Source organism: Bacillus cereus group sp. BfR-BA-01309, from assembly GCF_022664315.1.
Taxonomy (GTDB): domain Bacteria; phylum Bacillota; class Bacilli; order Bacillales; family Bacillaceae_G; genus Bacillus_A; species Bacillus_A mobilis.
On sequence record NZ_JAKUHE010000011.1, the window covers coordinates 20,915 to 33,849 of the forward strand.

The following is a 12,935-nucleotide window of genomic DNA, read 5'->3' on the forward strand; positions in this document are numbered from 1 at the left end:
ACACAGTGAAGCTTGATGAATTCTTTGTCACAGGTGACCCGATTATTTACGGTGCAGACGCTTCTATCGTTCTTGTGACATTAGCAATCATTTTCGTACTAACAAAGTATAAAAAATGGAAATGGCTTTGGGACGAATGGTTAACAACTGTTGACCATAAAAAGATTGGGGCCATGTATATTATTTCTGCGGTTATCATGTTATTCCGTGGTGGTATGGACGGTTTAATGATCCGTGCACAGTTAACATTCCCAGAAACAACTTATTTAAATGCTGAACATTATAACGGAATCTTCACAACACACGGTACAGTTATGATTCTTTTCATGGCGATGCCATTCGTTATGGGATTAATGAACCTTGTAGTACCATTACAAATTGGTGCTCGTGACGTTGCATATCCGTTCTTAAATGCTTTAAGTTTCTGGTTATTCTTTGTCGGAGCAATGTTATTCAACATCGCTTTCGTAATCGGTGGTTCTCCAGACGCTGGGTGGACTTCTTACTTCCCAATGGCAGGTACAGAGTTTACTTCTGGTGTAGGAAATAACTACTACGCAATTGCATTACAGATTTCAGGTCTCGGTACGCTAATGACCGGTATTAACTTCCTTGTTACTATCTTAAAAATGCGTACACCTGGTATGACTTTAATGAGAATGCCAATGTTTACTTGGTCAATCTTAATTACAACGATTATCATTATTTTCGCTTTCCCAGTATTAACAGTTGCTCTTGCATTAATGACATTTGACCGTCTATTCGATGCTCACTTCTTTACGATGGCGAGCGGCGGTATGCCAATGTTATGGGCCAACCTATTCTGGGTATGGGGTCACCCTGAAGTATATATCGTTATTTTACCGGCATTCGGTATTTTCTCTGAAATCATTAGTACATTCTCACGTAAACGTCTATTCGGTTACAGTGCGATGGTATACTCAATGGTTGCAATTTCTTTACTAAGTTTCGTCGTATGGCTTCACCACTTCTTCACGATGGGTGCAGGTCCAGCGGTTAACTCATTCTTCTCGATTTCGACAATGGCGATTTCGATTCCAACCGGGGTTAAGATCTTTAACTGGTTGTTTACACTGTATAAAGGACGTATTCGTTTTACAGTTCCAATGCTTTGGTCATTGGCATTTATTCCAAACTTCGTAGTTGGTGGGGTTACAGGGGTTATGCTTGGTATGGCAGCAGCTGATTATCAGTACCATAACAGCTACTTCCTAATTGCTCACTTCCACTACGTATTAATCGCAGGTACAGTATTCGCTATGCTTGCTGGATTCACATTCTGGTATCCAAAAATGACTGGTCATATGTTAAATGAACGCCTAGGTAAATGGACATTCTGGATCTTTATGAGCGGATTCAATATCTGTTTCTTCCCGATGTACTTCTTAGGTTTAGACGGTATGACTCGTCGTATGTACACGTACTCTGAAAGTCTTGGATGGGGATGGCTAAACCAAATCGCATCTGTTGGTGCGGTAATGATGGGTATTGGTTTCCTACTTCTTTGTTACAACGTAATTTGGAGTGCTCGTCACGGTGAACGTGACACAACTGGAGATCCATGGGATGGCCGTACACTTGAATGGGCTACTCAATCTCCTGTACAACATTACAACTTCGCGAAACTTCCTGAAATCAAAGAAGCTGATGCTTTCTGGTACATGAAAAAACGCGGAGAAACAGTTACACCAGCAGCAGAAGATATTAAACCAATTCACATGCCAAGTAACTCTGGCGTGCCTATTATTGCGTCTTTATTCTTCGGTCTTGCAGGTTTCGCATTAGTATTTAGCTGGTTCTGGCTTGCAGCAATCGGCGGCGTTGGTATTTTAGCTTGCTTAATCTATCGTTCATTCGATTATGATGATGGCTACTACGTAAGCGTTGATGAAATTAAAGAAACAGAACATATAGCATGAGAGGTGAAATGATATGGCGGCTTTAGATAAAAGCTTACCTTTGGAATATCAATCCGAGCAAAGCAGATTGAATATCCTAGGATTCTGGATTTTTCTTGGGGCTGAAATTATGCTGTTCGCAACACTTTTCGCCTCTTATCTAGTACTTGCTGGTCGTACGGCTGATGGCCCAACTCCAGCGCAACTGTTTGAACTTAAAACGCTTTTAATTCAAACATTACTACTTTTAACAAGTAGTTTCACATGTGGTATCGTAATTCACGAAATGCGTAAGCACAACCAAAAAGCAATGCTTGGATGGTTCATCCTTACATTACTTTTAGGTGCAGGTTTCCTATTCTTTGAAATCGAAGAGTTCATTATGTACATCGGTGAAGGCGCAACAATTCAAACAAGTGCCTTCCTATCTGCATTCTTCGTTCTTCTTGGAACGCACGGAGCCCACGTAACAGGCGGTATCATTTGGGCAACTTGTGTTATTATCCAAATTTTAAAACGAGGTTTAACACCAGTTACAGCGCGTAAAGTATTCATTATCAGCTTATACTGGCATTTCCTTGATCTAGTTTGGGTCTTTATTTACACACTAGTTTACTTGAACGGGATGGTGGCGTAAATGGATCAAAATAACAACCAAGCAAACGGGCATGCGCATAGCGGATTCCCTTGGTCACACGTTTTCGGATTTATTTTATCGCTTGCACTAACGTTTCTAGCGTTATACGTGGCACTTTATACAAACTTGCCACTTTCAACGATCTTAACAACTATTATCGTAATGGCTGTTGCGCAAGCGTTGTTACAATTAATTATGTTCATGCATTTAAAAGAAGGAGAAGGAAGAGTTCAAATTCTTACTATGATATACAGTTTCTTCGTTGCAACTGCAACTGTTGGTTTAACTGTATGGATCTTCTTCTCAATGTAATGTACATGAAAAAGACTGCTGAGATTCCTCAGCAGTCTTTTTTTATCCCCTTCCCTATTACATCCACATTACGGAATTAACAACAAAATCATGAAAAATATACTTATTATGACAAATGTTAAGAAAACTCTTTCTTTATGAAATCGAATCCATATGCGTTGCTTTTCTACCTATTATATGGCTAAATAAGTACTATATTTATTTGAAGGGAGAGAACGCAATGGAACATCATACTTCTGTTCTATCACTTATGGTTGTCGTTGCAATCGCGTTTTTCGTTCCCCTTTTGTTACAACGCTTTAAATTAAAAGCACTTCCTGTCGTTGTTGCAGAAATCATCGCAGGAATCTTTGTAGGTAAAAGTGGGTTTAATATTATTGAGCCAGATATGTGGCTTCAAGTCTTATCGACACTAGGATTTATCTTCTTAATGTTCTTAAGCGGTTTAGAAATTGATTTTTCTATCTTTAAACAAAAAGGGAAAAAGAATACGACAAACGAACCAAACACATTCCAAGCAGCAAGCATTATCTTCTTATTTATTTTCATCTTATCTTATGCCCTATCATTACTATTCGTATGGCTAGGATTCGTGGATAATGCAATGTTTATGACTTTAATTATTTCAACTATTTCTTTAGGTGTTGTTGTACCAACATTAAAAGAAAACAACTTAGGAAAAACGGCAATCGGACAAATCATTTTATTAGTCGCTGTTATTGCAGATTTAGTTACAATGATTTTACTCGCTGTATTCGTCGGATTAAATTCCGAAAGCGGCCAAAGCATGTGGCTCCTTCTTCTTCTATTCGGCGCTGGTATTGTCATTTACTTCTTTGCAAAGCGTTTTAAAAACATTCCATACTTAGATAGCTTAAAAGCTGGTAGTGTACAAATTGATACACGAGCTGTTTTTGCACTCATCTTAATATTAGTTGGGTTATCTGAATCTGTTGGAGCTGAAAATATTTTAGGTGCCTTCTTAGCAGGGGTGCTCGTATCGTTATTATCACCAAATGAAGATATGGTTGAAAAACTGGATTCCATCGGATATGGTTTCTTCATTCCTATTTTCTTCGTGATGGTTGGTGTAAACTTAGAGGTTTGGTCTATTTTTAAAGAACCTTCTAGTATGCTAATGATCCCAATTTTAATTGTGGGACTCTTTATTTCAAAGCTGTTACCATCACTCGTCTTACGAAAATGGTATCCACGTAATATCGTACTAGGAAGTGCCATCTTATTAACTTCGACACTTTCTTTAGTTATTGCAGCTGCACAAATTGGTGAAAAACTAGGGATCATTAGTCCAAGTTTATCTGCTTCTCTTATTTTAAGCGCAGTTATTACTTGTATTTTTGCACCTATATTATTTAAAAAAATGTTCCCAAAAGTAGAAACACCAAAACCAAAAGTTTCTATTATTGGTGCGAGCAGAATTACCCTTCCGTTATCACTTGATTTAAAACGAGAAGATTATGACGTAACACTATATATGATGCGTCAAAATAAAATAAATGATGAGGAAGCGAAATCACATGACTTCCCTATCGTAAAATTAGATGACATCACAATCGCATCATTAACTGAACAAACAGCATTTAACGCAGACCGCGTTGTTGTTGCAACAAGCGATGATGAACAAAACTTATTATTAGCAGAACATGCAAAAGAACTAGGTGTTGAACATGTTATTGCAAGTGTAGAAGATCCGCTTCTACAAGAAAAAGCAACGCAAGAACATATCGCCGTATTCTCAACAATTAACTCTACACGTATTCTGTTACGTGCACTAATTGATAAACCGAGTCTCGTTCGCTTAATTACAACAGCAAACGAAACTGTTCGTGAAGTTGAACTACGCAGCAATACATATAACGGTGTTGCACTACGTCGCCTTCCGTTTTTAGGCGATGTACTCGTTATTCAAATTTACCGCGGTAATAAAGCATTAATCCCGCATGGTGATACGAGACTACAACATGGTGATACATTACTTGTCACAGGTTCAAAAGAACATATTGATACGTTGAAAAACATATTAGAATAGAAAATGCCCCTCACATAATTGAGGGGCATTTTTTTCCATTTCATATGGTAAAATGTTACTATCACATATTATGAGGATGGATCACATTATGTCTATTGTAACTTTAGCTCTTTTATTATTGGCGGAAATACTCGTTGCCATTATTCTCATCGGTGTTAGCATTGAAATTTGTAGTTACGGATGGAAAAAATCGAATGGAATAAAATACTCTTGCCTCTTACTTTCACTCCTTCTCGGAACTGCTAGCATACTCGGACTTTTCGCCGCACCTGCCTATTTCTTTATACAACTAACAGAAAACGCCTTATAAGAAAGGATGTTAAGATGATTACCGTGAAAAATATTGAGGGATCTGAAACTTACGTATTACGTCAAAAAATTTTACGCCCGAATCAAACATTAGCAGATTGTAAATACTCTTCCGACTATGAGACAGACACCTTTCACTTAGGCGCATTTATAAACGATGAACTGATTAGTATCGCTTCCTTCGCAAAAGAAATATATCCTGACTTACTAGCAGGTGTTCATTATCGTCTACGAGGAATGGCCACACTACCTGAATTTCGAAACAAACGTGCTGGAAGCTCCTTAATTCAGAAGGCGGAGCAAGTCTTGCAAGAACGCCAAGCAAATATATTGTGGTGTAATGGCCGAATTACTGTAGCTGACTATTACAAGCGCTTAGGCTTCCAGGAACATGGTGAAATCTTTGAAATTGAACCGATTGGCCTTCATAAAGTACTATATAAAAGAATATAAGAAAAGCTTTCCCCAATATGGGAAAGCTTTTCTTATATTTCAATCTTCACTTTTTATTCTCTTCATATATATGTATATAAACAAACTAGGAACTAAAAAACAAGCAAACATAATAAGTCCTGTTATACTAATTTCCTTTATCGAAATATCCGGTGTTACAACGATACAAATAGCTAAAATACCAATAACAATACCTACCGGGATGAATAATAGCTTCATAAAATAACTACGCAATACTCCGCCCGTATGCTCATACACTTCCACTGAATTTTTTAAGTTTAAAAAATTAATAACTATTATCCCGCACATAAATACCATTAATAAATCTGAAACACTTTCATATCCTGCATCTTGCAAAACGTAGCGATAAAAAACAATACCTAGTATGACGATATTTTGTAAGATGAAAACGAGTCTAATATGTTTTAGCCCCTCAATCATTAAACGTTCATCTTTCACGATTCTCATCCCCTCACTCCTCTTCCTCCCAAAATAAATCATTTAATGTTTTGTCTACCGCATAACAAATTTTCAAACATAAATCTAAAGACGGATTGTATTTCCCCTTCTCAATTAAACTAATCGTTTGCCTTGTAACGCCTACTTTTTCTGCTAATTGTTGCTGTGTTAAATCTAACTGAACACGCGCGACTTTTATTTTACTGACAGCCATTCATGCTCCTCCTCTACCCGTATTGTAACATATATATTCCATTAAGTAATTTATATTTTACACCATTAATTTGATTTTCACTTTATTATACACAAAAAAGGAGCCTCTCATAAGAAGCTCCCTCTCCTATATCTATATTATAAGAATAAATGACATCCAAATAAAATTGTAAATAAGTATAGTAACGGATGTACTTCCATCCCTTTCCCCTTCACAATCTTTAAGACTGGATACACTAGAAATCCAATTGCAATTCCATTCGCAATGCTAGACGTTAACGGAATACCAACGAAAATTAAAAATGCTGGTAATGCATCATCAAATTCATTCCAATTAATATCACGAAGACTTTGCGCCATTAAACTGCCTACAATAATTAATGAAGGAGCTGTAATAGCGGCTACACTTGATAAAGAAGCGATCACAGGGCTGAAGAATGCGGTTATAATCGTTAGGCCAACAACGACAATACCTGTTAATCCTGTTTTACCACCTGCAGCAATACCTGCTGACGATTCAATCGTCGCTGCTGTTGGGCTCGTTCCAAAGATAGAGCCTGTAGTCCCACCAATTGCATCTGCAATAAACGCTTTACCAAAACGTTTCTCAGTATTATCTGTAATTAAGCCTGCTTGTTTAATTAAACCAAGTAATGCACCTGTTGTATCAAATAACAGTACAAGTAAAAATGAAAATACAACACCATATAATCCGTATTCAATTACATCTGAAAAGGCGTTGATTGGGTTTGAAACGATAATACCCTCTGGTAAATGAGGCATCGCAACAATTTTATCTGTAAACTTCAGTTGCCCTGTAAAGAAGGCGATAACTCCCGTCACAATCATACTAATAAATAATGCACCGCTCACACGCAATGCCATTAATACCGCCGCTAATATTAAACCAATTAAAGTTAAAATAACGGCTGGAGAATGAAAATCACCAATCGTAACTAAATTAGATGGATGATCAACGATAATTCCAGAAAGGCGTAATCCAATAAAAGCAATAAATAGTCCAATTCCACCTGCAATTGCATGTTTTAAACTATCAGGAATTGCGACAATTAGCTTTTGCCTAAATGAAGTGAAAGATAATAAAAGAAAAATGATACCTGTTACAAATACTGCCGAAAATGCAATGACATATGTAATCCCCTCTGCCTGTTGAACAACAGAATAAGCAAAATACGCATTCATTCCCATAGCTGGAGCAATAACAATTGGATAGTTAGCTAAAAACGCCATACATAGCGTCCCTACAACCGTCGCAATAATAGTTGCTGTAAAAGCTTGATCAAATGGTACACCTGCATCAGATAATATTTTCGGATTGATGACAAGAATATACGCAAATGTAAAAAAAGTTGTGATGCCAGCTAAAAGCTCTTGCTTCACAGAAGTGTTATATTTTTGTAATTGAAACATGGTTATGTACCCTTCCTACATCTGAATTATTATCACACATTCTTTTCTTACTAGTATGTGAGAAAATATAATACTTAATCTTAACAATCAATAAAAAGAAGAGTCAATATATTCGCTAATAGTTCGAATTTTAAGTTTAAGTCTGACAAGTATAGATGTAGTACAGTTAACTATGTTTATTTTTGTAGCATAACAGATGGAAATGTTTTATAATTTGAAATAGTTAAACATTTAGTAAACGTATTCAAATATCGTTCACTCTACAAGGAGGATTCTTCTTATGCAGCACACAAACAAATCTGGAACTTTAAATCGAGGTTTAAAAGAACGACATATTACTTTAATGTCACTCGGTTCAGCTATTGGCGTTGGACTATTTTTAGGATCCGCTTCTGCTATTAAGCTAGCTGGCCCTTCTATTCTACTAGGTTATATGATCGCTGGACTCGTTATTTTTTTCATTATGCGAGCGCTCGGAGAAATGGCAATTGAACAACCTGTTGCCGGTTCTTTTAGTAAATATGCTTCTGATTACCTTGGACCACTAGCTGGCTACATTACCGGTTGGAACTACTGGTTCTTATGGGTTGTTACTTGTATGGCTGAAATTACAGCAGCTGGTATCTACATGCAGTACTGGTTCCCAGATATCCCACGCTGGACTTGGGCGTTACTCGCTCTATTATTAATGAGTGCTTTCAACTTCTTATCCGTAAAAGTATTTGGAGAACTTGAATTTTGGTTTGCTCTCATAAAAATTGTCACAATTATCTGTATGATAATTATTGGAGCTGGTATTATTTTATTCGGATTCGGAAACGGTGGTATCGCTACTGGCATCTCAAATCTTTGGTCACATGGTGGCTGGTTCCCAAATGGTTTTTCTGGGTTATTGCTCTCTTTACAAATGGTGTTATTCGCTTATTTAGGCGTTGAATTAATCGGTGTTACAGCAGGTGAAGCTCAAAATCCGAAAAAAACACTCGCAAAAGCAATCGATAACGTATTTTGGAGAATATTACTGTTCTACGTTGGGGCTCTATTCGTTATGATGGCAATTTATCCATGGAACGAACTTGGTGAGAAAGGAAGTCCATTCGTTTTAACATTCCAGCAAATCGGTATCGCAAAAGCAGCAGGGATTATTAACTTTGTCGTATTAACAGCAGCTCTTTCTTCTTGTAATGGTGGTTTATTTAGTACAGGCCGTATGCTATATACATTAGCTCAGCAGAAGAAAGCTCCTGAAAGATTCGGTCGTTTAAATAAAAACGGCATTCCAAGTCAAGGGATTGTAGCAACAGCTATCGTTTTACTCGTTGGTGTTATATTAAACTATCTTGTACCTGCAAAAGTATTTACATGGCTCACTAGTATTTCAACTTTCGGGGCAATTTGGACTTGGGGCATCATTTTAATCGCTCAAATTAAATTCCGTAAAGGATTGCAAACTGATAAAAAGGACAAGCTATCATATAAAATGCCTTTATATCCATTAAGTTCATATTTCTCACTCGCTTTCCTTGCACTAGTATTAGGTATAATGGCGTATTCAGAAGATACAAGAATTGCATTAATTGTTGGCCCAATTTGGCTTATTGGTTTAGCTATCGTGTATTATATGAAAGGGTTCCATAAAATTGATGAAACACCTAATTCCAAAATTAGTTAAGCCCAAAATCTCTTCCTAATTACTAGGAAGGGATTTTTTCATTATTCACACAAATATTTCTCAATCAAATTAACGCTATCTTTACACTATTTAATATTTTCTATCTTTCTTTCCCCCAAAAAATAGATTACATTATTAAAGCAAATATGTTTATTAGGGGGATTCTTCTATGAAGAATAAAAAATGGATTACATTTTCTTTAGCAACAGCAATTACACTAAGTATAGGAGCTTCATTCATTCCGTCTACTTATGCCGAAAGCTCAGTAGACCCAGCACCTGAAATTGCTGCAAAAGTTGTAAATCAAAATAGCGGGAAGAAAGTCTTATTCGATAATACACACGGTCAAACTGCCGGGACAGCTGACTGGGTTATTGATGGCGGCTTTTCTGACTTCGGAAACGGTATTGCCAAAAACGGATATCATGTAAAAGAACTTCGCAAATCAACACCGATTACGTATGAAGATTTAAAAGACTACAATGTATTTATCGTCCCAGAAGCCAATATTCCTTACAAGAAATCTGAACAAGATGCAATGTTACAATATGTGAAAAACGGCGGTAGTATCTTCTTTATTGCAGATCATTATAATGCAGATCGTAATAAAAATCGCTGGGACTCTTCTGAAGTCTTTAATGGATATAGACGCGGCGCTTGGGATAATCCAGCAAAAGGAATGTCTAGCGAGGAAGCAAATTCACAAGCTATGCAAGGAGTAGAAAGCTCTGATTGGCTATCTGATAACTTCGGTATTCGCTTCCGCTACAATGCAATTGGTGATGTTTCTGCTAAAAATATTGTGTCACCTGAACAATCATTCGGAATTACACAAGGTGTTTCATCTGTAGCAATGCATGCTGGTTCTACTCTAGCAATCACAAACCCAAAACTAGCAAAAGGACTTGTTTATCTTCCAGAAAACCCGTCAAAATGGAATAATGCTGTTGATAGCGGTGTTTATAACGGCGGTGGTGTTGCAGAGGGTCCTTATGCTGCTATCGCTAAAGTAGGACTTGGAAAAGCTGCCTTTATCGGTGACTCTTCTCCTGTTGAGGATGCATCGCCAAAATACGTTCGTGAAGATTCTGGTCAAACAAAGAAAACTTACGATGGTTATAAAGAAGAAAACGATGCTATCTTACTAGAAAATATCGTAAATTGGCTATCGAATAAAGAAACATTTACAAGTTTAGATCAAGTAAATGGTTTACAACTTGATTTACCTACCACTTTACAAACATTTGAACAACCAAGCTTATCAACTGAACCACAACCTGAACCTTGGAGTGCACCAAATGCAGGTTATCAATGGTTTAATACAAATACTTTTAAAGCAGGTTCATACGGTTATAACGGTGCCGTAACAGCAAACGACTACGTAGTTACACACCCTAGCACTCTACCAAACAATGAAGTGTTCCAAATCAAAATTCAAGTAAATAACTTATTACCAAACACAACATACACTAATTACTCTTTAGGTATATTCACTACTGGCGGTACACAAGTAGCAAAAGTTCAAAATACAAATGGTACTTGGCCATCTACTTTTGGATATAGCAGTGCATTTTCTTTCACAACAAACAGCTTAGGTTCTTCTGAGAAGATTGTAAATGTGCAAATCAATCCAAATACGACTGGACAAGCAACGCTTCGTCTACGCCAAAATACAACAGCGAAATACAATGAAGCTGTAATAATTGATAAGAAATAATAAAAAAGGCAATCCTCATACGGATTGCCTTCTTTTTACCTCTCTTCTTTTGAGAAAAACATCCTTGAAATAACGATACCTATACTACCTACTATTAAGAATAACACTGCCCTGATCATCATTGATACTTCTGGTAAATCCAAAAGGAATAGCTTCCCTATCGTTACGACTAACACGACTAAGCCGGCATACAATATTTCATTCATATTTTTATTCCGTCCAAGCCAAACGGCAAATAATGCATATACCATCCATAATAACGATACAGATACGCTTATTATACTTCCATCTGTAGAAAGCACTTCACCAACTCTAGTAATTGCAATAAATACGATAACCATAAACCAATAGAGTGCTATAGAATAAACATATTTTCCAAAGCTCCTTAACACATCTTTCGCTTGTTTCATGCAGTAATAAAATGTACCTATTAAAATAATATGAGCAACGAACCCGACTGAAATGAAATGATCAAATGGGCTAAAAATAGTCTGTATCATTCCAATCGCATAAATCGTCGCACTAACATACAATTTTATCTGTTGTTTTACTTTAATTGCAGTCACCATTCCGAGGAAACCTTGTAATAATAATACAATTGCTGCATTCACTAAACTATACTCATATAAAATCGCTAAACTAAATGCACCCATTGCGAAACCAAATAAAAGATTTGTAAATGTAGAATGTCGATTCTTCCTATATTCAAACACGAACATAATAGCGTGCACGAGTGCACTAATCATTAATCCCCATGTTGTAAATTCAGGTATTTTTGAAATGGCTAATATAAAGAAAACTGCATTCGCACTAAATATCGCCAAGCGTGGCTCTACTATAAAACTTCTCTCCGTAAACATATGCCAAAATAATAGCAAGTGAATCAAACCATAAACAACCGCTAACTGTATTTGCAAATCCTCTACTAACATTGACATAATAGCAAAGAAGACGAAAAGGACGATAGCAGCAATAACATAAGAAATCATATATAAATACTGATAACGATTTTTCAACGCATACCATAACAAGCTAAGTGTTAGTATCGTCTCATATCCAAAGAAAATATACGGATTAGGAGTCGTACTATTTAATAAGAATGGTACGAAGAAAGCTCCTACCGCTACGAAGATAGTCAGATATTCCGATTGATACCTCTTCGCTACATAAATACCTAAAATGACCCATGCAATATTACATACAAACGCAACACTTGCTGGAATAAAACCATATAAATAATGTGCCGCAAATGTCGTTAAAACTATACCCGTAATACTTCCTCCTGCTAATACTAATCCTAACGCTTGCCGCTCTCGTTTTATTTGAATATCCCCTACATAATAAAAACCGATAGATAGGACAATACCAAACACAATTCGTATTGCTGGTGTTAATAATCCGGCATCTACCCCTGCTTTAAATAACCATATTACTCCAAGTAACATAATGCCAACAAATATGCGTGGTAACCAAGTTTGACAAAACTTAATAATATTAAAGGGTTCTGGTTTAAAAGCAGATATATCCACTTGTTTTATCTCAAGTTCTTGCACAGGCTCTTTTATTGTAACTACTTCTTCTTTTTGCTTTTCTTCCATCACCGTTTTAATATATTCTTTCTTTTCCTTACTAACATGTCGCTGAGCATTTTCTACTTCTATTTCTCTTTGTTTTGCTTTCAATTCAAAAAGAGCTTCTTGCATCGTTTCAATTGTCGTTTCGAGTGCTTCTATTTTCTTATTTAAATCTTCCTTCATAAGCTC

Annotated in this window: 12 protein-coding genes; 8 read left to right on the forward strand and 4 right to left on the reverse strand. The window is 36.5% G+C overall.

What is annotated here, in order from left to right:
* Window positions 1-5 precede the first annotated feature (5 nt).
* The 6 genes from qoxB to MR115_RS20280 all read left to right on the forward strand — a co-directional run bounded on the left by qoxB (window position 6) and on the right by MR115_RS20280 (window position 5,680).
* Window positions 6-1,940, forward strand: coding sequence for a cytochrome aa3 quinol oxidase subunit I (qoxB, locus tag MR115_RS20255; protein WP_000762374.1), 1,935 nt, complete (start codon window positions 6-8; stop codon window positions 1,938-1,940).
* Between the two features lie 13 nt (window positions 1,941-1,953).
* A complete protein-coding gene (gene qoxC, locus MR115_RS20260) occupies window positions 1,954-2,556 on the forward strand; it encodes a cytochrome aa3 quinol oxidase subunit III (protein ID WP_000729314.1) in 603 nt (200 codons plus the stop codon).
* Window positions 2,557-2,868: a cytochrome aa3 quinol oxidase subunit IV gene (qoxD, locus tag MR115_RS20265; RefSeq protein ID WP_000372611.1), complete on the forward strand. Its 312-nt coding sequence runs from the start codon at window positions 2,557-2,559 to the stop codon at window positions 2,866-2,868. It begins immediately after the preceding gene.
* Between the two features lie 220 nt (window positions 2,869-3,088).
* A complete protein-coding gene (locus MR115_RS20270; RefSeq protein WP_242242561.1) occupies window positions 3,089-4,918 on the forward strand; it encodes a monovalent cation:proton antiporter family protein in 1,830 nt (609 codons plus the stop codon).
* Window positions 4,919-4,970: 52 nt separating this feature from the next.
* The gene (locus MR115_RS20275; protein ID WP_000926994.1) at window positions 4,971-5,228 is read left to right on the forward strand and encodes a DUF4022 family protein; all 258 of its coding nucleotides are present in this window, start codon (window positions 4,971-4,973) and stop codon (window positions 5,226-5,228) included.
* 14 nt (window positions 5,229-5,242) lie between these two features.
* A complete protein-coding gene (locus tag MR115_RS20280) occupies window positions 5,243-5,680 on the forward strand; it encodes a GNAT family N-acetyltransferase (RefSeq protein WP_242242562.1) in 438 nt (145 codons plus the stop codon).
* Window positions 5,681-5,719: 39 nt separating this feature from the next.
* On the opposite strand, the gene MR115_RS20285 is transcribed toward MR115_RS20280, so the two are convergent.
* From MR115_RS20285 to MR115_RS20295, 3 genes are all read right to left on the reverse strand, one after another.
* Window positions 5,720-6,148: a hypothetical protein gene (locus MR115_RS20285; RefSeq protein WP_242242563.1), complete on the reverse strand. Its 429-nt coding sequence runs from the start codon at window positions 6,146-6,148 to the stop codon at window positions 5,720-5,722.
* Window positions 6,149-6,152: 4 nt separating this feature from the next.
* Entirely contained in the window at window positions 6,153-6,353 is a 201-nt protein-coding gene (locus MR115_RS20290) for a helix-turn-helix transcriptional regulator (RefSeq protein ID WP_000301181.1), read from the reverse strand.
* Window positions 6,354-6,490: 137 nt separating this feature from the next.
* The gene (locus tag MR115_RS20295; protein WP_061676320.1) at window positions 6,491-7,783 is read right to left on the reverse strand and encodes an NCS2 family permease; all 1,293 of its coding nucleotides are present in this window, start codon (window positions 7,781-7,783) and stop codon (window positions 6,491-6,493) included.
* A gap of 280 nt (window positions 7,784-8,063) precedes the next feature.
* Here MR115_RS20295 and MR115_RS20300 point away from each other — a divergent pair, with 280 nt between their 5' ends.
* Together MR115_RS20300 and MR115_RS20305 are read left to right on the forward strand one after the other, a co-directional pair.
* Window positions 8,064-9,455: an amino acid permease gene (locus tag MR115_RS20300; protein WP_098596820.1), complete on the forward strand. Its 1,392-nt coding sequence runs from the start codon at window positions 8,064-8,066 to the stop codon at window positions 9,453-9,455.
* A gap of 169 nt (window positions 9,456-9,624) precedes the next feature.
* Entirely contained in the window at window positions 9,625-11,172 is a 1,548-nt protein-coding gene (locus MR115_RS20305) for a DUF2194 domain-containing protein (RefSeq protein ID WP_242242564.1), read from the forward strand.
* Window positions 11,173-11,207: 35 nt separating this feature from the next.
* On the opposite strand, the gene MR115_RS20310 is transcribed toward MR115_RS20305, so the two are convergent.
* A complete protein-coding gene (locus MR115_RS20310; protein WP_242242565.1) occupies window positions 11,208-12,929 on the reverse strand; it encodes a DUF2339 domain-containing protein in 1,722 nt (573 codons plus the stop codon).
* Window positions 12,930-12,935 lie beyond the last annotated feature (6 nt).

Bases quoted from the DNA above. Each gene is read 5' to 3' on its own strand.
- MR115_RS20300 (WP_098596820.1), top strand. From the start codon at position 8,064: ATGCAGCACACAAACAAATCTGGAACTTTAAATCGAGGTTTAAAAGAA.
- MR115_RS20305 (WP_242242564.1), top strand. From the start codon at position 9,625: ATGAAGAATAAAAAATGGATTACATTTTCTTTAGCAACAGCAATTACA.
- qoxC (WP_000729314.1), top strand. From the start codon at position 1,954: ATGGCGGCTTTAGATAAAAGCTTACCTTTGGAATATCAATCCGAGCAA.
- qoxD (WP_000372611.1), top strand. From the start codon at position 2,557: ATGGATCAAAATAACAACCAAGCAAACGGGCATGCGCATAGCGGATTC.
- MR115_RS20295 (WP_061676320.1), bottom strand. From the start codon at position 7,783: ATGTTTCAATTACAAAAATATAACACTTCTGTGAAGCAAGAGCTTTTA.
- MR115_RS20280 (WP_242242562.1), top strand. From the start codon at position 5,243: ATGATTACCGTGAAAAATATTGAGGGATCTGAAACTTACGTATTACGT.
- MR115_RS20270 (WP_242242561.1), top strand. From the start codon at position 3,089: ATGGAACATCATACTTCTGTTCTATCACTTATGGTTGTCGTTGCAATC.
- MR115_RS20290 (WP_000301181.1), bottom strand. From the start codon at position 6,353: ATGGCTGTCAGTAAAATAAAAGTCGCGCGTGTTCAGTTAGATTTAACA.
- MR115_RS20285 (WP_242242563.1), bottom strand. From the start codon at position 6,148: ATGAGAATCGTGAAAGATGAACGTTTAATGATTGAGGGGCTAAAACAT.
- MR115_RS20310 (WP_242242565.1), bottom strand. From the start codon at position 12,929: ATGAAGGAAGATTTAAATAAGAAAATAGAAGCACTCGAAACGACAATT.
- MR115_RS20275 (WP_000926994.1), top strand. From the start codon at position 4,971: ATGTTACTATCACATATTATGAGGATGGATCACATTATGTCTATTGTA.